At 71.0% G+C, this 19600-nt stretch carries 20 protein-coding genes; 13 read left to right on the top strand and 7 right to left on the bottom strand.

Going from position 1 to position 19600, the window contains the following annotated elements; genetic code table 11:
- On the bottom strand, nucleotides 1–579 hold a 579-nt coding region (locus JYK17_RS38355; RefSeq protein WP_222812206.1), incomplete at its 3' end, for a hypothetical protein.
- Between the two features lie 67 nt (nucleotides 580–646).
- Nucleotides 647–1972 carry a DUF2252 domain-containing protein gene (locus JYK17_RS38350; protein WP_128803314.1) on the bottom strand — a complete coding sequence of 442 codons (1326 nt, stop codon included), beginning with the start codon at nucleotides 1970–1972 and terminating at the stop codon, nucleotides 647–649.
- 205 nt (nucleotides 1973–2177) lie between these two features.
- On the opposite strand from JYK17_RS38350, the gene dnaE reads away from it, so the two are divergent.
- Nucleotides 2178–5717, top strand: coding sequence for a DNA polymerase III subunit alpha (gene dnaE, locus JYK17_RS38345; RefSeq protein WP_108013406.1), 3540 nt, complete (start codon nucleotides 2178–2180; stop codon nucleotides 5715–5717).
- Nucleotides 5718–5820: 103 nt separating this feature from the next.
- Here dnaE and JYK17_RS38340 read toward each other — a convergent pair whose 3' ends face one another.
- Complete coding sequence (locus JYK17_RS38340; RefSeq protein WP_164932274.1) at nucleotides 5821–5988, bottom strand: hypothetical protein; 168 nt, start codon at nucleotides 5986–5988, stop codon at nucleotides 5821–5823.
- A gap of 243 nt (nucleotides 5989–6231) precedes the next feature.
- On the opposite strand from JYK17_RS38340, the gene JYK17_RS38335 reads away from it, so the two are divergent.
- The 4 genes from JYK17_RS38335 (at nucleotide 6232) to JYK17_RS38320 (ending at nucleotide 10186) form a co-directional block, all read left to right on the top strand.
- A complete protein-coding gene (locus tag JYK17_RS38335; protein ID WP_222812205.1) occupies nucleotides 6232–7443 on the top strand; it encodes an NYN domain-containing protein in 1212 nt (403 codons plus the stop codon).
- Between the two features lie 122 nt (nucleotides 7444–7565).
- Nucleotides 7566–8540: an ABC transporter ATP-binding protein gene (locus JYK17_RS38330; RefSeq protein WP_222812207.1), complete on the top strand. Its 975-nt coding sequence runs from the start codon at nucleotides 7566–7568 to the stop codon at nucleotides 8538–8540.
- 94 nt (nucleotides 8541–8634) lie between these two features.
- A complete protein-coding gene (locus JYK17_RS38325) occupies nucleotides 8635–9456 on the top strand; it encodes an ABC transporter permease (RefSeq protein WP_222812204.1) in 822 nt (273 codons plus the stop codon).
- A 34-nt stretch (nucleotides 9457–9490) separates the two neighbouring features.
- Nucleotides 9491–10186, top strand: a complete 696-nt coding sequence (locus JYK17_RS38320) for a DUF2567 domain-containing protein (protein WP_128803316.1) — start codon at nucleotides 9491–9493, stop codon at nucleotides 10184–10186.
- Nucleotides 10187–10357: 171 nt separating this feature from the next.
- On the opposite strand, the gene ybaK is transcribed toward JYK17_RS38320, so the two are convergent.
- The 4 genes from ybaK to JYK17_RS38300 all read right to left on the bottom strand — a co-directional run bounded on the left by ybaK (nucleotide 10358) and on the right by JYK17_RS38300 (nucleotide 14389).
- On the bottom strand, nucleotides 10358–10858 hold the full coding sequence (gene ybaK / locus JYK17_RS38315; protein ID WP_128803317.1) for a Cys-tRNA(Pro) deacylase: 501 nt from the start codon (nucleotides 10856–10858) through the stop codon (nucleotides 10358–10360).
- A 24-nt stretch (nucleotides 10859–10882) separates the two neighbouring features.
- Nucleotides 10883–11623: an LON peptidase substrate-binding domain-containing protein gene (locus JYK17_RS38310; protein ID WP_108013410.1), complete on the bottom strand. Its 741-nt coding sequence runs from the start codon at nucleotides 11621–11623 to the stop codon at nucleotides 10883–10885.
- 11 nt (nucleotides 11624–11634) lie between these two features.
- On the bottom strand, nucleotides 11635–12675 hold the full coding sequence (locus tag JYK17_RS38305) for a hypothetical protein (RefSeq protein ID WP_108013411.1): 1041 nt from the start codon (nucleotides 12673–12675) through the stop codon (nucleotides 11635–11637).
- Nucleotides 12676–12811: 136 nt separating this feature from the next.
- Nucleotides 12812–14389 carry an oxidoreductase gene (locus JYK17_RS38300; protein ID WP_108013412.1) on the bottom strand — a complete coding sequence of 526 codons (1578 nt, stop codon included), beginning with the start codon at nucleotides 14387–14389 and terminating at the stop codon, nucleotides 12812–12814.
- A 158-nt stretch (nucleotides 14390–14547) separates the two neighbouring features.
- On the opposite strand from JYK17_RS38300, the gene hisD reads away from it, so the two are divergent.
- The 8 genes from hisD to JYK17_RS38260 form a co-directional block, all read left to right on the top strand.
- Nucleotides 14548–15873: a histidinol dehydrogenase gene (gene hisD, locus JYK17_RS38295; protein ID WP_108013413.1), complete on the top strand. Its 1326-nt coding sequence runs from the start codon at nucleotides 14548–14550 to the stop codon at nucleotides 15871–15873.
- Nucleotides 15870–17003 carry a histidinol-phosphate transaminase gene (locus JYK17_RS38290; protein WP_372465380.1) on the top strand — a complete coding sequence of 378 codons (1134 nt, stop codon included), beginning with the start codon at nucleotides 15870–15872 and terminating at the stop codon, nucleotides 17001–17003. The genes hisD and JYK17_RS38290 overlap by 4 nt, the downstream gene beginning before the upstream one ends.
- Nucleotides 17000–17593, top strand: coding sequence for an imidazoleglycerol-phosphate dehydratase HisB (hisB, locus tag JYK17_RS38285; RefSeq protein ID WP_108013415.1), 594 nt, complete (start codon nucleotides 17000–17002; stop codon nucleotides 17591–17593). The genes JYK17_RS38290 and hisB overlap by 4 nt, the downstream gene beginning before the upstream one ends.
- Entirely contained in the window at nucleotides 17590–17754 is a 165-nt protein-coding gene (locus JYK17_RS38280) for a CG2302 family histidine operon protein (RefSeq protein WP_164932275.1), read from the top strand. Before hisB ends, JYK17_RS38280 begins: the two co-directional genes overlap by 4 nt.
- Entirely contained in the window at nucleotides 17751–18392 is a 642-nt protein-coding gene (gene hisH / locus JYK17_RS38275; protein ID WP_222812203.1) for an imidazole glycerol phosphate synthase subunit HisH, read from the top strand. The genes JYK17_RS38280 and hisH overlap by 4 nt, the downstream gene beginning before the upstream one ends.
- A gap of 3 nt (nucleotides 18393–18395) precedes the next feature.
- The gene (gene priA / locus JYK17_RS38270; protein ID WP_222812202.1) at nucleotides 18396–19121 is read left to right on the top strand and encodes a bifunctional 1-(5-phosphoribosyl)-5-((5-phosphoribosylamino)methylideneamino)imidazole-4-carboxamide isomerase/phosphoribosylanthranilate isomerase PriA; all 726 of its coding nucleotides are present in this window, start codon (nucleotides 18396–18398) and stop codon (nucleotides 19119–19121) included.
- Nucleotides 19118–19516 (top strand): RidA family protein, encoded by a 399-nt coding sequence (locus JYK17_RS38265; RefSeq protein ID WP_128803318.1) that lies wholly within the window; start codon nucleotides 19118–19120, stop codon nucleotides 19514–19516. Before priA ends, JYK17_RS38265 begins: the two co-directional genes overlap by 4 nt.
- Nucleotides 19513–19600: HisA/HisF-related TIM barrel protein (locus JYK17_RS38260; RefSeq protein WP_261996620.1), on the top strand; the 88-nt coding region annotated here is incomplete at its 3' end. The genes JYK17_RS38265 and JYK17_RS38260, both read left to right, overlap by 4 nt.

The following is a 19600-nucleotide window of genomic DNA, read 5'->3' as shown; positions in this document are numbered from 1 at the left end:
GGCGGGCCGCACGGCCACCGCGGCGACCGCGAGCAGCAGCGGCCGGAACGTCGTCGCGGCGGCCGCCTGGAGCAGCTGGGCCAGGGCGCGCTCGCCGCGGCGAAGCCAGGCGGCGGCCAGCAGGCCGACGCCGATGTGCGCGCCGAGCAGCAGCCAGGCGGTGGCCGGGTCGGCGTGGGCGAGCAGCGCCGCGACCCGGTCGGAGCCGGTGTCGGTCACCTGGGTCAGCGGCGTGCCGACCCGGGTGTCGCTGCCGCAGAGCAGATCCCAGCCGACGGAGCGCAGCGGGCCGGTCACCGGGCCGCCCGCCCTGCCGTAGCAGACCTGCTGGCCGGTGGTGAAGACCGTGTCGGCGGCCAGCTCCAGCGGGATCAGCAGGGCGGCGATCGGCCCGAAGCCGCGCTCGCGGCCGGCCAGGGCGTAGGCGAGCGCGAACACGGTGACCGCGACCGCGGCCACCGTGTTCAGCGGCAGCGGGACCTGCGACAGCAGCACGTGCGACGCGGTGCTGAGCGTCACGACGACCGCCGTGAACAGCGCCGCGCGAAGCGCTCTGAGTCGGGTCCCGGACATGTCCATAGCGAGGAGAGTGTGTCATGGGCTCCGGTAAGGGACCCCTAAAAGGTCCCTGTGAGAGCCAGGACCGTTAGAGACCCGGAATCCGGCCGTTGCGGAACAGGTCGACGAAGATCTGGTGGTCGGCACGCGCGCGTGCGCCGTAGCTGTGCGCGAAGTCCGTCAGCAGGCCCGCGAAGCCGTCCTCGTCGGCGGCGATCGCCGCGTCGATGGCCCGCTCGGTGGAGAACGGCACCAGGGACTCGCCGGAGGTGTCGTCCGCCGCCGCGTGCATGGCGGCCGTGGCCCGGCCGAGGTCGGCGACGACGGAGGCGATCTCCTCCGGGTCGTCGATGTCGCCCCAGTCCAGGTCGACGGCGTACGGCGAGACCTCGGCGACCAGCTGGCCCGTGCCGTCCAGCTCGGTCCAGCCCAGCCACGGGTCGGCGTGCGCCTGCAGGGCGCGCTGCGAGATCACCGTGCGATGGCCCTCGTGCTGGAAGTAGTCACGGATCGCCGAGTCCGTGATGTGCCGGGAGACGGCCGGGGTCTGGGCCTGCTTGATGTAGATCACCACATCGTTCTCCAGGGCGTCGCTGTGACCCTCCAGAAGGATGTTGTACGACGGCAGACCGGCCGAGCCGATGCCGATGCCGCGGCGGCCCACGACGTCCTTCACGCGGTACGAGTCCGGGTGGGCCAGGGAGGAGTCCGGCAGCGTCTCCAGATACCCGTCGAAGGCCGCGAGGACCTTGTAGCGGGTGGCGGCGTCCAGCTCGATCGAGCCGCCGCCGGGCGCGAAGCGGCGCTCGAAGTCGCGGATCTCGGTCATCGAGTCGAGCAGCCCGAAGCGGGTCAGGGAGCGGGCGTCGCGCAGCGCGTCCAGCAGCGGGCCCTGGGCGGTGTCCAGGGTGAACGGCGGCACCTCGTCGCTCTTCGCGCCGGTGGCCAGGGCGTGGATGCGCTCGCGGTACGCGCCCGCGTACACCTGCACCAGCTCGGTGATCTGCTCGTCGCTGAGCGCCTTGGCGTACCCGATCAGGGCGATCGAGGCGGCGAAGCGCTTCAGGTCCCAGGTGAAGGGGCCGACGTAGGCCTCGTCGAAGTCGTTGACGTTGAAGACCAGCCGGCCGTTGGAGTCCATGTACGTGCCGAAGTTCTCCGCGTGCAGGTCGCCGTGGATCCACACGCGCGAGGTGCGCTCGTCCAGGTACGGGCCGCCTCGCTTCTCGGCCTCCAGATCGCGGTAGAAGAGGCACGCGGTGCCCCGGTAGAACGCGAACGCCGAGGCCGCCATCTTCCGGAACTTCACGCGGAACGCGGCCGGGTCGGCGGCCAGGAGCTCGCCGAAGGCGGTGTCGAAGACGGCGAGGATCTCCTCGCCGCGCTGCTCGTCGTTGAGCTGGGGAACCGACATCGCTGGGTGCCTCCTGGTGCAGGGATGTGTACGACGGCGTTGCGTCGTTTCCAACGGTCGAGGGTCGCGGGAAGTGCCCGGGAACTCTCGCTGTGAAGGTACGCGGACGAGCCCTCTCGGTGTCAGTCCCGAGGCATAGACTTCGACGCTGACCCCAGGACTGTCCGCCAGCCCGTTGCCGATCGTTTCCCTTGGAGGCCGCACCGTGTCGAAGCCGCCGTTCACGCACCTGCACGTCCACACCCAGTACTCGCTGCTGGACGGTGCCGCGCGGCTCAAGGACATGTTCAACGCGTGCAACGAGATGGGGATGACCCACATCGCGATGTCCGACCACGGCAATCTCCACGGGGCGTACGACTTCTTCCATTCCGCGAAGAAGGCCGGAGTCACCCCGATCATCGGGATCGAGGCATATGTCGCGCCCGAGTCGCGGCGCAACAAGCGCAAGATCCAGTGGGGCCAGCCGCACCAGAAGCGCGACGACGTCTCGGGTTCCGGTGGTTACACCCACAAGACGATCTGGGCGGCGAACTCCACGGGTCTGCACAACCTCTTCCGGCTCTCCTCGGACGCCTACGCGGAGGGCTGGCTGCAGAAGTGGCCCCGGATGGACAAGGAGACCATCTCCCAGTGGTCCGAGGGGCTGATCGCCTCCACCGGCTGCCCCTCCGGCGAGGTCCAGACCCGGCTGCGGCTCGGCCAGGAGGAGGAGGCGCTCAAGGCCGCCGCCGACTACCAGGACATCTTCGGCAAGGACCGGTACTTCCTGGAGCTGATGGACCACGGCATCGACATCGAGCACCGGGTCCGCGACGGCCTGCTGGAAATCGGCAGAAAGCTCGGCATCCCGCCCCTGGTGACGAACGACTCGCACTACACGTACGCGCACGAGGCGACCGCCCACGACGCCCTGCTGTGCATCCAGACCGGCAAGAACCTCTCCGACCCCGACCGCTTCAAGTTCGACGGCACCGGCTACTACCTGAAGTCCACGGACGAGATGTACGCCATCGACTCCTCGGACGCCTGGCAGGAGGGCTGCCGCAACACGCTTCTGGTGGCCGAGCAGATCGACACCTCGGGCATGTTCGAAAAGCGCGACCTCATGCCCAAGTTCGACATCCCCGAGGGGTACACGGAGATCACCTGGTTCCAGGAGGAGGTCCGCCGCGGCATGGAGCGCCGCTTCCCCGGCGGCATCCCCGAGGACCGCCAGAAGCAGGCCGAGTACGAGATGGACGTCATCATCCAGATGGGGTTCCCGGGCTACTTCCTCGTCGTCGCCGATTTCATCATGTGGGCCAAGAACAACGGCATCGCGGTCGGCCCCGGCCGAGGCTCCGCGGCCGGCTCGATCGTCGCCTACGCCATGGGCATCACCGACCTCGACCCGATCCCGCACGGCCTGATCTTCGAGCGGTTCCTCAACCCCGAGCGCGTCTCCATGCCCGACGTCGACATCGACTTCGACGAGCGCAGGCGCGTCGAGGTGATCAGGTACGTGACGGAGAAGTACGGCGCCGACAAGGTTGCCATGATCGGCACCTACGGCAAGATCAAGGCCAAGAACGCCATCAAGGACTCCGCGCGCGTGCTGGGTTACCCGTACGCGATGGGCGACCGCCTCACCAAGGCCATGCCCGCCGACGTCCTCGGCAAGGGCATCGACCTGGACGGCATCACCAACCCCTCGCACCCGCGCTACAGCGAGGCGGGCGAGATCCGCTCGATGTACGAGAACGAGCCGGACGTGAAGAAGGTCATCGACACCGCCAAGGGCGTCGAGGGTCTGGTCCGGCAGATGGGTGTGCACGCCGCCGGCGTGATCATGTCCAGCGAGCCCATCGTCGACCACGCCCCCGTGTGGGTGCGGCACACCGACGGCGTGACCATCACGCAGTGGGACTACCCGCAGTGCGAGTCGCTCGGCCTGCTGAAGATGGACTTCCTGGGCCTGCGCAACCTCACGATCATGGACGACGCCGTCAAGATGGTGAAGTCCAACAAGGGCATCGACCTCGACCTGCTCTCCCTGCCGCTGGACGACCCCAAGACCTTCGAACTGCTCCAGCGCGGCGACACCCTGGGCGTGTTCCAGTTCGACGGCGGCCCCATGCGCTCCCTGCTGCGCCTGATGAAGCCCGACAACTTCGAGGACATCTCCGCCGTCTCCGCGCTCTACCGGCCCGGCCCGATGGGCATGGACTCGCACACCAACTACGCGCTGCGCAAGAACAAGCTCCAGGAGATCACCCCGATCCACCCCGAGCTGGAGGAGCCCCTCAGGGAGGTCCTGGACGTCACCTACGGCCTGATCGTCTACCAGGAGCAGGTGCAGAAGGCCGCCCAGATCATCGCCGGTTACTCGCTCGGCGAGGCCGACATCCTGCGCCGCGTGATGGGCAAGAAGAAGCCCGAGGAACTGGCCAAGAACTTCGTCCTGTTCCAGAAGGGCGCCCGCGACAAGGGCTACAGCGACGAGGCCATCCAGGCCCTGTGGGACGTGCTGGTCCCCTTCGCCGGCTACGCGTTCAACAAGGCGCACTCCGCCGCGTACGGATTGGTGTCGTACTGGACGGCCTATCTGAAGGCCAACCACCCCGCCGAGTACATGGCCGGGCTGCTCACCTCGGTCAAGGACGACAAGGACAAGTCGGCCGTCTATCTCAACGAGTGCCGCCGCATGGGCATCAAGGTGCTGCCGCCGAACGTCAACGAGTCGGTGCACAACTTCGCCGCCCAGGGCGACGACGTGATCCTCTTCGGCCTCGAAGCCGTCCGCAACGTCGGCACCAACGTCGTCGAGTCGATCATCAGGAGCCGCAAGGCCAAGGGCAAGTACCTCTCGTTCCCCGACTACCTCGACAAGGTCGAGGCAGTCGCCTGCAACAAGCGCACCACCGAATCGCTGATCAAGGCGGGCGCGTTCGACACCCTGGGGCACACCCGCAAGGGCCTTACCGCGCAGTACGAGCCGATGATCGACAACGTGGTGGCGGTCAAGCGCAAGGAGGCCGAGGGGCAGTTCGACCTCTTCGGCGGCATGGGCGAGGAGGAGTCCAGCGAGCCCGGCTTCGGCCTCGACGTGCAGTTCACCGAGGAGGAGTGGGACAAGACCTATCTGCTCGCCCAGGAGCGGGAGATGCTCGGTCTCTACGTCTCCGACCACCCGCTCTTCGGCCTGGAGCACGTGCTGTCGGACAAGGCCGACGCGGGCATCGCCCAGCTCACCGGAGGTGAGCACGCGGACGGCGCGGTCGTCACCATCGGCGGCATCATCTCGGGCCTGCAGCGCAAGATGACCAAGCAGGGCAACGCCTGGGCGATCGCCACGGTCGAGGACCTCGCGGGCTCCATCGAGTGCATGTTCTTCCCCGCGACCTACCAGCTCGTGTCGACCCAACTCGTCGAGGACGCGGTGGTGTTCGTCAAGGGCCGGCTCGACAAGCGCGAGGACGTGCCGCGGCTGGTGGCGATGGAACTCCAGGTCCCGGACCTGTCCCACGCCGGCACCAACGCGCCCGTGGTCCTCACCATCCCGGCCACCCGCGTCACGCCGCCCATGGTCAGCCGCCTCGGCGAGATCCTCACCCATCACAAGGGCGACAGCGAGGTCCGCATCAAGCTGCAGGGCCCGACCAGGACGACCGTGCTGCGTCTTGACCGCCACCGGGTCAAGCCCGACCCGGCGCTCTTCGGCGACCTCAAGGTGCTGCTCGGCCCCTCCTGCCTGGCGGGTTGAGCGGTACGACGGCCGGGCGGCGCCGCACGCGCGAGGGGCGCACCCTTTCACGGGGGTGCGCCCCTCGGCCGTGCCTGGGTCTCAACAACCCCTTACGCAGATGTCAGTTGTGACCGAAGCTCTTCTGCCGGCCCTTGCGGGGCATGTCACCCGGGGTGACCTGCTGCACGGTGCGCTGCTCGGACTGTGCCTCCATCGAGGACTGGTGGTCCTGCTGCTGCCCGCGCTCGGACTGCGGCTGCTTGCGGCTCTGCTTCTTGTTCTTGGCCATGGTGATCTGCCTCCTGTGGGGGATCTAGGGGCCAGGGCCGGGACCAGATTCACATAGGCTGACAACAAGCGCATTTCGGATAATTACCGTCTGTGACAGGGCATGTCGGAGCGCGAGGGCGCAGCGAGCGACCCGAAACGCCACGCCGAAGATCGAGTTCGGGCCGTTAACCCCCGCGCAGTCGGGCAGACTCGAAGCAAGCCCGAAGCAAACCTCCCGGAAACCGGAAAGAGGGTGGACCGCGTGGACCGCTGCATCGTCCTGGTGGACGCCGGTTATCTGCTGGGGGCCGCCGCAAGTCTCCTCGCCGGGGAGCCGTCGCGTTCCCGTATCACCGTCGATCACACCGCCCTCATCCAGGCGCTGCGCGAGCGCGCCGAGTCCGAGACCGAACGGCCGCTGCTGCGCATCTACTGGTTCGACGGCGCCCCCGACCGCGTCCCCCAGCCCGAACACCGCAGGCTGCGCGTGATGCCCCGGGTCACCGTCCGGCTCGGTGCCCTGACCCGCAGCGACGGACGCTGGGCCCAGAAGGGCGTCGACGCCGCCATGCACGCCGAGCTCACCGAGCTGGCCCGCAACCGCGCCTGCTCCGACATCGTCCTCGTCACCGGCGACGGCGATCTGCTGCCGGGCATGATGGCCGCCAAGGAGCACGGCGTCGCCGTGCACCTGTGGGCCGTGCAGGCCGCCGACGGGGACTACAACCAGTCCGAGGACCTGGTCGCCGAGGCGGACGAACGGCGCGTGCTGGACCGCACCTGGATCACCAAGGCCGTACGCGCCAAGGAGACCGGCGGCATCTGCGCACCGCCGCCCGTGCCCCGCCCGGAGATCGCCGCGATCCTCTCCGCGCCGCTGCCGGACTCCGGGCTCGCCCCCGCACCCGAGCGGTCCGCCGAGGAGGGCGAGCACGGCCCGGCCGCCGCCACCGGGAACGGCACCCAGGAGCGCGTGCCCACGACCAAGGGCGTGCCCACCCCCAAGGACCTGGCCGCGCTGCGCGCTCCCGGGGTCCAGCCCGCTCCGCACCCGCCGACCGCGACCCTGCGCTGGTCCTCCGACAAGGGCTGGGTCGACCGGCCCCCCACGGAGCCCGCCGACGCCGCCTCGATGCCGACGCTCGCGCAGCTGACCTCCGCGGAGCAGCGCTGGGCCGACCGCGAGGAGGACATCACCACGGTCGGCGGCGACCCCTACGAGGTCGGGCAGGTCTTCGCGCGCCGCTGGATCCAACGCCTCGGCGACCAGGCCCAGCTGCAGAAGCTGTCCGTGATGTACCCGAGAGTCCCGCACCGCATCGACGGCGAACTGCTGCGCTACGCCGCCCGCTTCGGACTGCTCGCCCACAAGGACGACCAGATCGACGAACACGACCGGTACGCGATCCGGGCCGGTTTCTGGCGGGAGATCGACGTACGCACGGCCGCGGAGCACGCGCCCGCGGCCGAGTAGTTCTTTGCCTGGGGATTTCGCGTTATCGACCAACCCGGGGGCGGACGGTCGTTCCGGACCCCGTACCCTCGTGCTTTGTGGGTACGCGCGCGGCACAGGCACTTCGGCACGGCGGGGATGTCGTGTGCGCGGTGCGCGGACTGACCAAGACCTATCCGGCGGTACGAGGGCGACGGGGCACCCCGGGCACTCCCGCCGTACGGGCCACCGACGACGTCCACCTGGACATCCGCCGCGGTGAGATCTTCGGCCTCCTCGGGCCCAACGGCGCCGGCAAGTCCACCCTCGTACGGCAGCTGACCGGGCTCATGCGGCCCGACGCCGGGCGCGTGGAGATCCTCGGGCACGACATCGTGCGCCACCCGGAGCGGGCCGCGCGGATCCTCGCCTATCTGGGCCAGGAGTCGACCGCGCTGGACGAGCTCACCGTGTCGCTGGCCGCCGAGACGACCGGGCGGCTGCGCGGCCTTCAGGCGCGGGACGCGCGGGCCGAGCGGGACGCCGTACTCGACGAACTCGGGCTCACGGCCATCGCCGGGCGCCCGCTGAAGAAGCTGTCCGGCGGGCAGCGGCGGCTCGCCTGCTTCGCCGCCGCGCTGATCGGCGAACGGCCGCTGCTGGTGCTCGACGAGCCGACCAGCGGGATGGACCCGGTCGCCCGGCGCGCCGTGTGGGCGGCCGTGGACCGGCGGCGGGCCGAGCGCGGCACGACCGTGCTGCTGGTCACGCACAACGTCATCGAGGCCGAGACCGTGCTCGACCGGGTCGCCGTGCTCGAGCGGGGCCGGGTGATCGCCTGCGACACCCCGGCCGGGCTGAAGGAGCAGGTCGCCGGGGAGGTCCGGGTCGAGCTGGTGTGGCGGGAGACGGCGCCGCTGCAGGTGCCCGAGGTCGCGGCGCTGCGCGAGCGGGCCGTGGAGTCCGGGCGCCGCTGGACGCTCAGGCTCGCCCCGGAGGAAGCCCGCGCGGTCGTGGCCACCGTCACCGGCGGCAGCGCCTTCGCCGCGCTCGACGACTTCACGCTCGCCACGCCCTCTCTGGAGGACGTGTACCTGGCGCTGGGCGGCGCCGCACAGCAGGGGTTGGTGAAGGCATGAGCCACGGGGTGAGCGCGCGGGCCGTGAGGTCCGTATGGTCCGGCAGGAGAGCGACCGGCCGAGTGCGTACCGTCCGGAAGGGGAGCAGCGCGACGTGAGTGTCCTACCCGCCGATGTCCTGCCGGGCGGTGCCCTGGCCGTGGAGGACGCCGCGGACGGTGCGGCCGAGCTCGGCCCGCGGGCGCGGATGTGGCCGGCCCTCGGGGCCGTGTACCGGGCCCAGCTGTCCCGTGCGCGGGTCGCGAGGATCCCGCTGCTGTTCGTGGCGACCTTCCAGTCGATCGGGATCATGATCCTGATGCGCGGGGTCGTGGACGGCGGCGGCGAGGCCGAGTCGGTGGTGGCCGGTTCCTCGGTGCTCGTGGTGGCGTTCGTCGCGCTGAACCTGCTCGCCCAGTACTTCGGTCAGCTGCGGGCGAACGGCGGACTCGACCACTACGCGACCCTGCCGGTGCCGCCCGCGGCCGTGGTGCTCGGGGCCGCCGGTGCCTATGCGTCGTTCACCGTGCCCGGGACCGTGGTCACGGCGGTGTTCGGCTGTGTGCTGTTCGGGCTGCCGCTGACGCATCTGTGGGTGCTCGTCGCGGTGATCCCGCTGGCCGGAGCCGCGCTGTCGGGCCTCGGAGCGGCCCTGGGACTGCTCGCGCCGCGACCGGAACTGGCGACCCTGCTCGGCCAGTTGGGCATGTCCGCGGCCCTGTTGCTCGGGGTGCTGCCGGCCGACCGGATGCCCGAGGTGGTGCGGCTCGCGCGGGATCTGCTGCCGTCGACGTACGGCGTGGAGGCCTTCGCCCGGACCTTCGGGGCGGATCCGGTCTGGGCCTTCGTGGCCGGTGACCTCGCCGTGTGCGCCGGGGTGGGCGTCGTCTCGCTGGCCGTCGCGACCTGGGCGTACCGTCGGGCGGCCGTCCGGTGACGCGCCGCACAGGCGGGCCTGGCACGATGTCAGGGTGACCGCACCGTTGACTCCGCCTCCTCCGCCGCATGAACAGTCCTCGCAGAACGCGTGGCAGCCGCCGGCTGCCGGGCAAGCGGCTCCCGCGTCCCATGACGCCGTCTGGGACGGCACGTACGGACAGGACGGGCCCGGAATGAAGACCGAACTGCGCGAGGCTGCCGTGATCACGGTGGGGGTGGCGCTCGCCGGGGTGCTGCTCGGGGTGCTGTGGTGGTGGCTGGCTCCGCATGTGCCGCTGGTCGCGGACATCGTCGACAAGCGCTGGATCGTCTATCTCTCCGACAGCGAGGGGGAGCAGGCGATCGGCGTGGACGGAACGTTCACCCTGCTCGCGCTCGGCTTCGGCGTGGTCAGCGCGCTGCTCGTCTTTCTGCTGCGACGGCGCGGGGGAGTGCCCCTGGTGGTGGCCCTCGGCGTCGGCGGGCTGCTCGGCTCGCTGCTGGCCTGGCGGATCGGTGTGTCGCTCGGCCCGGCGCAGGACGTCGTCGCCCACGCGAAGTCCGTGGGCAAGGGCGTCGTGTTCGACGCGCCGCTCAAGCTCGGGGCGAAGGGCGCGCTGCTCGCCTGGTCGCTCGCCGCTCTGGTGGTGCACCTGGGGCTGATGGCCCTGTTCGGGCCGCGGGACCCGGAGCCGTACCCGGAGCAGGGCGCGGCTCCGAACGATCCCTACGGGGCACCGCTGCGGTAGCCGCTACGCGGGGCGACGGCCGTGGTTGCAGCGGCGCTTCTTGACGCGCCACTTGCGTTTCCTGGTTTTCTTCGACATGTCCCTCGTACTTAACCGAACCGAGGGCAGCCGTCGAGGGGTCGCGCAGGACCGGTCACGTACGACCGGTCACGTACGACCGGCCGGGACCGGTCACGCACGGCCGATGGGCGCCACGACCGCTTCCGTCAGGGAGGCGAGGTCGGCCGGGGAGAGCTCCACCTCCAGGCCGCGGCGGCCCGCCGAGATGCAGATCGTGGCGTGGGCCGAGGCCGAGGCGTCCAGGACCGTGGGCAGCCGCTTGCGCTGGCCCAGCGGGGAGATGCCGCCGCGGACGTAACCCGTGGTGCGCTCGGCGAGGGCGGGGTCCGCCATCGCGGCGCGCTTGCCGCCGACCGCCGAGGCCAGGGCCTTGAGGTCCAGCTGGCCCGCCACCGGGACCACGGCCACCGTCAGGGTGCCGTCGACGTCCGCCACGAGGGTCTTGAACACCCGCTCCGGCGAAACACCCATGGCCTCCGCCGCCTCCTCGCCGTAGGAGGGGTGGGAGGGGTCGTGGTCGTAGGAGTGGAGCGCGTACGCGACGCCCGCGGCGGTCAGGGCCACCGTCGCGGGGGTGCCGCCGGACTGCTGCTTCTTCGGCTTCTTCGCCATCCCGGCCGTTTTCTTCTTGAGGTCCTAGTTGAGGCTCGTCGTGCCGCGCGTGAGGTCCGACGCCGGCAGTGACGGCAGATTACGGATGATGGCCGTCTCGGAGCGAAGGAGTTTCAGCTCGTCGCGCAGCCGGGACGCGGTGTCCGGGGCCTGGAGCAGACGCTGCTTGGTGGGGGTGTCCAGCATCATCGCCGCGGCCACCAGGTAGGAGACCACGGACGGCTCGTCCGGGAGCTCGGCGCCGGTCGACAGCGAGCGCTCGCGCGCGCCCGCCAGGCGCTTCTGGTACTGGCGGAAGGCACGCAGCACGCCCTCGGCCAGCGCGCCCGCCTCGTCGCCCGGGTCCTCCGTCAGCTCCTCGAAGTCGGCCGTCAGGAAAGGGCCCGACGTGTCCACGGAGACCAGGCGGACCCGGTTCGTGCCCGTCGCCAGGACCTCGAAGGTGCCGTCCGCGCGTTCGCGGATCGTCGCCGCGTCCGCCACACAGCCCGTCGTGTGCAACGACTTCGCCGGGTCGGACCCGAAGCCGGCCGCGGGGCCGCGGTCGGGCAGCGCCGTGGGATCCGGCATGCCGGGCTCGCTCGGTGCCACCTCGTGGCCGTCACGGATCGCCACGACGGCGAACCGGCGCGGTTCGTCCTCGGGTGTCTTGAGCAGCTCGCGCATCATGGCGCGATAGCGCTCCTCGAAGACGTTCAGCGGAAGCACCAACCCCGGGAACAGCACCGAGTTCAGGGGGAAGAGCGGGAGACGGACGGTGGTCACGACGCAAAAGCCTAATGGTCGCCGGAGCCGGTGCGTCCGGCACGGTCACCGCGTGGAGGCCCCGAGGGGGCCACGAGCCCTGCCACCCGGGCCCGGATCTCGCCGCGCACCCGGAGAAACTGCGCCAGCGGGTCGTCCGAGACCCGGTCCCAGGGGACGGACGTGGCGTACGGGCCGATCCGGTGGACCTCGGTCAGCGCCTCCTCCCAGCGATCCAGGCGCATGAGGACGTACAGCAGCTTGTTGCGGATCTCGGCGAGCCAGGGGTCGGCCGCCGGGAAGCGGGCGGACAGCGCGACCGCCCGGTCGGCCGCCGCGTCCAGCCGCTCGCGCGGCACCTCGGTGCCGGTGCCCCCGGTGAGACAGGCCAGGGCCGCCCGCGACGGCAGAGCCTGGATCAGGGAGTCGGGCAGCGCGTCCTGTGCGGCCAGCTCGGCGAAGTCGAAGCACTCGCGGTACGAGCCCTGCCAGGACGTGGCCAGATAGCGCAGGGCCGCCACATGGCAGCCGTAGTGGTGCGGGGCGCGGCGCAGCGCCGCCTCCCACAGCTCGCTGAAGTACTTGTGGCCGGCGCGGGCGCCGCGCGCGTGGTCCAGCGCGAGCCGCCACGGCACCGGGTCGCGGTCGTCGCCGCGCGCGGCCGCCGTGATCAGGGGGCTCACCCCGCGCAGCAGCTCCGCCCGGTCGGGGGAGCGCCAGGCCTGGTCCACCGCGAGCTGCGCCCGGACCAGGAGCAGGTCCGGGTCGTGCGGGTCGGCGGCGGTCCAGCTCTCCAGCCATTCGGGGCGGGCGGACGCGAACGTCGCGAGCCGTATCGCGCTGCGGTCGCGGATCTCCCAGTCGGCGGACCGGCGGGTGGCGGCCAGCAGGGCGGCGGCGGGGCCGTGGTCGCCGCGCGCGGCGGCGACCAGCGCGGAGCCGAGGCCGTCGTCGGGCGCGTCGAGCAGCACCTCGTCGTCGGCGGGCAGCGGGGCACCGACGGGAGGTGGCGTGGTCCGTGGGGTGCGGGCCGCGCGGCTGAAGGGGTGCAGCAGAGCCATGGTGTCGACCATTGAAAGACCGCAGGTCACACCGGCGCCAGCGGCTCCACACAATCTGCGGAAAGTTGTACGCCAATCGGTCAAGAGCGAGTAAAGGTCCACCGTTCAACCACTGTCCCGCAACTGTGACCCCACGGGACACGGTGGATCAATTCCGTCGCAGCAGTCGCGTGGCCCCCGCCGCCACCGTCGTGGCCAGGACCCAGCCCAGCAGGATCAGCGCCGCGGCCAGCCACTGCCAGCCGCCGTTCAGCCGCCAGGCCGAGGCCTGGCCCAGGTCGATGACCGGCAGCAGCAGGTCCAGGGCGAACAGGGCCGGGTTCCAGGGCGGGTGCTGCGACGGCTGCACCGGCGGATGGCTCGCGTGCGCGAAGGCCAGCGAGCCCGCCGCCCACAGCACCGCCATCCACACCGCGGCCCGGCCCGGCCGGTACCCGTACGCCACCGTCCAGTCCTGCACGTACCCCCAGAACTTGCCGGCCAGCGGCAGGCTCTCGCGGCGCCGGCGCTGCTTGGCCAGCAGCACCTCGCGCGCGTCCTCGTCCTCACCGCCGGCCCGCAGCACGGAGGCCAGGCGCTCGTACGGCTCCGGGTTGTACTCGGCGGTCGCCGCGGCCACCCACTCCAGCCGCTCGGTCAGCGGGAAGGGGCCCTGCGGCACCAGGTTCTCGTAGGTGAAGCCGCCCATGTGCAGATTGCCCGGGCCCGGCCAGGCGCTCGCCCGGTCGATCAGGTTGACGATCCGCGCGCCGGACAGGACGACCTTGCCGCGCTGCGGCCGCTCGCCGAGAAAGCGCAGCTCGGGCGTCTGCACCCGGCGCAGCGACAGCTCCTGGTCGTCGGTGAAGGCGAACCGGGCCCGCTCCAGGTCGACCGCGTCCCCGAACCGGCCGTCGTCCAGGCGCACCCCGCCCCGGCACTCGAACCGCTGGATGCGCGTCCCGCGCGCGGGCGTCGCACCGCTGCTCATGGCGGCGCCGACGCCCGCCGGGGTCAGGTACAGGGTGCGCTCGACCGTCAGCTGGGGCGCGTTCAGCGCGAGCCGCGAGTACGGGTTGTCCAGCCGGGCGCCGCGCAGGCTCAGCGTGACGCCGATGTTCGCGCTGCGCAGGCTCAGCTCGCCGTGCGACTCCAGCAGTTCGGCCTGCAGATCCTGGCCCACGGTCATGCCGTCGCCGGCGATCGAGCGGCCGCTGCGGTCGCGGTGCACGATCGCCTGGTTGAGCATCAGGTCCGTGCCGATGTGCGCGTCGGTCAGCCGGATGCCGCCCAGGAAGCGGCAGCGCGGCAGATGCAGATCACCCTCGGTGTGCACGCGGGCCGCCTCCAGCCGGGGCACCGAGCAGTCCACCATGCGCAGGGTGGTGAAGTGGGCCTCCGGCAGCAGCACGTCCCGCTCGAAGCGGCAGCCGCGCAGCTCGACGTATGGCACCACCGTGCCGCCGGCCAGGTCCAGGCTGCCGCTGATCTGCACCCCGCGCAGCTTCAGCGAGGACACCCGGCCGGCCAGCGCGGGCGGCCCGTCGAGCAGCAGCCAGCACACGATCCGGGCCCGCACCGTCCGCCCGGGCCCCCAGGGGTGCCCGCCGTGCGGATCGTCCTCGGCCGGGTCCCCGCTGCTGAGGTCGTACACGGTGCCGTTGCGGAAGGCCTGCCACATGCCGGCCTCGGCGGCGGTCAGATCGTCCGGCAGGTCTCCGGCGCGAAGGCCGGCCCCCTCGGTCACTTGCTCCTCCTGTGCTGTGCTCGCACAACCGGTGATGCCCGCTGAGTAACATCCGAAGCACAGGACGTGAAGCCGATCTTCCGGGTTCCCGGCGCGTTCTGTATCAGCCATTGATACGCGCGAACGACGCCTGACGCGGGTCTGAGAGAATTGGGTACGTGATCTCCCGAATCGATCTGCGCGGCGACGCCCTTCCCGAGGGCCCCGCCCTGCGCGACCTGCTGCCCCGAGCCGACTTCGACGTTGCGGCCGCCCTGGAGAAGGTGCGTCCGATCTGCGAGGCCGTGCATCATCGGGGCGACGCGGCGCTGATCGACTTCGCCGAGAAGTTCGACGGAGTCCGGCTCGACCAGGTCAGGGTGGACGCCGAGGTGCTGACGAAGGCCCTCGACGAGCTCGACCCGGCCGTGCGCGCGGCCCTGGAGGAGTCCATCCGGCGCGCCCGTCTCGTCCACCGCGAGCAGCGTCGTACGAACCGCACGACCCAGGTCGTGCCCGGCGGCTCCGTCACCGAGAAGTGGGTGCCGGTGGAGCGGGTCGGGCTGTACGCGCCGGGCGGCCGGTCGGTCTACCCGTCCTCCGTGATCATGAACGTCGTGCCCGCGCAGGAGGCCGGCGTCGAGTCGATCGCGCTCGCGTCCCCGGCGCAGGCCGAGTTCGGAGGGCTCCCGCACCCGACGATCCTCGCCGCCTGCGCGCTGCTCGGCGTCGACGAGGTGTACGCGGCCGGGGGCGCCACCGCCGTCGCGATGTTCGCGCACGGCACCGAGTCCTGCCCGCCCGCCAACATGGTCACCGGCCCCGGCAACATCTGGGTCGCTGCCGCCAAGCGCTACTTCACCGGCCGGATCGGCATCGACGCCGAGGCCGGCCCGACCGAGATCGCGATCCTCGCGGACGACACGGCCGACCCGGTGCACGTCGCCTCCGACCTGATCAGCCAGGCCGAGCACGACCCGCTCGCCGCCGCCGTCCTGGTCACCGACTCCGTCGCGCTCGCGGACGCGGTCGAGAAGGAGCTGGAGCCGCAGGTCGCGGCCACCAAACACATCGAGGACCGGATCCGCCCCGCGCTCGCGGGCCGCCAGTCCGCGATCGTCCTGGTCGACGGCGTCGACGAGGGTCTCAGGGTCGTCGACGCCTACGGCGCCGAGCACCTGGAGATCCAGACCGCCGACGCCACCGCCGTCGCGGACCGCGTGAAGAACGCGGGCGCGATCTTCGTCGGCCCCTGGGCGCCGGTCTCCCTCGGCGACTACGCGGCCGGCTCCAACCACGTGCTCCCGACCGGCGGCTGCGCCTGCCACTCCTCGGGCCTGTCCGTGCAGTCCTTCCTGCGCGGCATCCACATCGTCGACTACGGCAAGGACGCGCTGGCCGAGGTCGCGCATCACGTGGTCACGCTGGCGGAGGCGGAGGACCTGCCCGCGCACGGCGCGGCGATCAAGGCACGGTTCGGGTGGAAGGTTCCGGAAGGCAAGTGACAGGCAACCCCCCTGTGTCCCGTTGGGACGAGCTCCCCATCCGCGCCGAGCTGCGCGGCAAGTCCCCTTACGGCGCGCCCCAGTTGGACGTGCCCGTACGGCTGAACACGAACGAGAACCCCTACCCGCTGCCCGAGCCGCTGGTGGAGCGGATCGCCGAGCGCGTGCGCGAGGCGGCCCGCGACCTCAACCGCTACCCGGACCGGGACGCGGTCGAGCTGCGCACCCGGCTCGCCAAGTACCTGACGGACACCTCAGGACACGAGGTCGGTCTCGCCAATGTCTGGGCCGCCAACGGCTCCAACGAGGTCATCCAGCAGCTGCTGCAGACCTTCGGCGGACCGGGCCGCACGGCGATCGGCTTCGAGCCGTCGTACTCGATGCACGCGCTGATCGCGCGCGGCACCGGCACGGGCTGGATCTCCGGCCCGCGCGCCGAGGACTTCACGATCGATCTCCCGGCGGCCGAGCGCTGGATCGCCGAGAACAAGCCGGACGTCGTCTTCGTCACCACCCCCAACAACCCCACGGGCAACGCGGTTCCGCGCGAGACCGTCCTCGCGCTGTACGAGGCCGCGCAGGCGGCGGGGCCGTCGATGGTGATCGTGGACGAGGCCTACATCGAGTTCAGCCACGGCGACTCACTGCTGCCGCTGATCGAGGGACGGCCGCATCTCGTCGTCTCCCGGACGATGTCGAAGGCCTTCGGCGCGGCCGGTCTGCGCCTCGGTTATCTCGCCGCGCACCCGGCCGTCGTCGACGCCGTCCAGCTCGTACGGCTGCCGTACCACCTCTCCGCGGTCACCCAGGCGACCGCGCTGGCCGCCCTGGAACACACCGGCACGCTGCTCGGTTACGTCGAGCAGCTGAAGTCGGAGCGGGACCGGCTGGTCGCCGAGCTGCGCGCGGCCGGCTACGAGGTCGTCGAGTCCGACGCGAACTTCGTGCAGTTCGGCAGGTTCGACGGCGAGGGCGGCTCGCACGCGGCCTGGCAGAAGATCCTCGACCGGGGCGTCCTGGTCCGGGACAACGGCATCCCGGGGTGGCTGCGGGTGTCCGCCGGTACCCCGGAGGAGAACGACGCGTTCCTCGACGCGGTACGTGAGTTGAAGAAGGAGCAGAGTTCATGAGCCGCGTAGGACGCGTGGAACGGGTCACCAAGGAGACCTCGGTGCTCGTCGAGATCGATCTCGACGGCAGCGGAAAGGTCGACGTGTCGACAGGCGTCGGCTTCTACGACCACATGCTCGACCAGCTCGGCCGGCACGGTCTGTTCGACCTCACCGTGAAGACCGAGGGCGACCTGCACATCGACTCCCACCACACCATCGAGGACACCGCCCTCGCGCTCGGCGCCGCCTTCAAGCAGGCGCTCGGGGACAAGGTCGGGATCTACCGCTTCGGCAACTGCACGGTCCCGCTGGACGAGTCCCTCGCCCAGGTGACGGTGGACCTGAGCGGCCGCCCGTACCTCGTGCACACCGAGCCCGAGAACATGGCGCCGATGATCGGCGAGTACGACACGACGATGACCCGGCACATCCTGGAGTCGTTCGTCGCCCAGGCCCGGATCGCCCTGCACGTGCACGTGCCGTACGGACGCAACGCCCACCACATCGTGGAGTGCCAGTTCAAGGCGCTCGCGCGGGCCCTGCGGTACGCCAGCGAGCGCGACCCGCGCGCGGCCGGCATCCTCCCCTCCACGAAGGGCGCGCTGTGAACGGCCTGTCGACCCTGCTGATCGTCGTCGGCCTCTTCCTGGTCGGCGGCATCATCTCCTTCGCCAAGCAGCAGATGCCGAAGCAGCTGATCGTGCTGCTGTCGATCGGCGCCGCGATGTGCCTGGTCGCCGGTGTGATGAGGCTGGAGGTGTGGAATTGAGCGCGCCCAAAAAGGTCGTCGTCTTCGACTACGGCTTCGGGAACGTGAGGTCCGCCGAGCGTGCCGTCGCCCGCACGGGCGCGGACGTCGAGATCACCCGTGACTTCGACACCGCCATGAACGCGGACGGTCTGCTGGTGCCGGGCGTCGGCGCCTTCGCCTCCTGCATGCGGGGCCTGAAGGAGGCGCGCGGCGACTGGATCGTGGACCGCAGGCTGTCCGGCGGCCGCCCGGTCATGGGCATCTGCGTCGGCATGCAGATCCTCTTCGCGCGCGGCATCGAGCACGGCGTGGAGACCGAGGGCCTGGGCGAGTGGCCCGGAGCGGTCGAGCCGCTGCAGGCCGAGATCGTGCCCCACATGGGCTGGAACACCGTCGAGGCGCCGGCGGACTCCGAGCTGTTCGCCGGCCTGGACGCGGACGCGCGCTTCTACTTCGTGCACTCCTACGCCGTCCACGACTGGTCACTGGAGACGCACAACACGACGATGAAGGCGCCCAAGGTGACCTGGTCGACGCACGGCAAGCCCTTCGTGGCGGCCGTCGAGAACGGCGTCCTGTGGGCCACGCAGTTCCACCCCGAGAAGTCCGGCGACGCCGGAGCGCAGCTGCTCACCAACTGGATCGGAACCCTGTAGACCATGGCCAAGCTCGAACTCCTCCCCGCCGTCGACGTCCGCGACGGACAGGCCGTCCGTCTCGTGCACGGCGAGTCCGGCACGGAGACCTCGTACGGCTCCCCGCTGGAGGCCGCCCTCGCCTGGCAGCGCTCAGGGGCCGAGTGGCTGCACCTGGTCGACCTGGACGCCGCGTTCGGCACGGGTGACAACCGCGCTCTGATCGCCGAGGTCGCTAAGGCGATGGACATCAAGGTGGAGCTGTCCGGCGGCATCCGCGACGACGCCTCGCTGGCGGCGGCCCTGGCCACCGGTTGCACCCGGGTGAACCTGGGCACGGCCGCGCTGGAGACCCCGGAATGGGTCGCGAAGATCATCGCCGAGCACGGCGACAAAATCGCGGTCGGCCTCGACGTACGGGGCACCACGCTGCGCGGCCGCGGCTGGACCCGGGACGGCGGCGACCTCTACGAGACGCTGGAGCGCCTCGACAAGGAGGGCTGCGCGCGCTACGTCGTCACCGACATCGCCAAGGACGGCACCCTGCAGGGCCCCAACCTGGAGCTGTTGCGCAACGTCTGCGCGGCGACCGACCGCCCGGTGGTGGCCTCCGGCGGCGTGTCGTCCCTGGACGACCTGCGCGCCATCGCCGAACTGGTACCCCTCGGTGTCGAGGGCGCCATCGTCGGGAAGGCCCTGTACGCGAAGGCGTTCACCCTGGAAGAGGCCTTGGAGGCGGTAGCCCGGTGAGTGATCTACGACGGTTGGCGACCGGTGCGCCCTGGGAGGACGCGTTCGGCTACTCCCGCGCGGTCGAGCTGCCGAACGGCCTGGTGCTGGTCTCCGGCTGCACGTCCATCGTGGACGGGGAGATCGCCGGGGGCGGTCCCTACGAGCAGGCGGTCAACGCCTTCAACGTCGCGCTGGCGGCGCTGAAGCAGGTGGGCCTTGGCCGCGAGGACGTCGTGCGTACGCGCATGTACATCACCCACGCCCGGGATGTGGAGGAGGTCGGGCGGGCCCACAAGGAGCTGTTCGACGCCGTGCGCCCGGCCGCATCGATGATCATCGTCTCCGGTTTCGTGGACCCCAGCCTGGTCGTCGAGGTCGAGGTGGAGGCGTACCGAGGAGACACCGCAGCATGACCCTGGCCGTACGAGTCATCCCCTGCCTGGACGTGGACAACGGCCGGGTCGTCAAGGGTGTCAACTTCCAGAACCTGCGCGACG

The sequence above is a fragment of the Streptomyces plumbidurans genome, from assembly GCF_019857225.1.
Taxonomy (GTDB): domain Bacteria; phylum Actinomycetota; class Actinomycetes; order Streptomycetales; family Streptomycetaceae; genus Streptomyces; species Streptomyces plumbidurans.
This window is presented reverse-complemented; position numbering and strand designations above follow the sequence as displayed.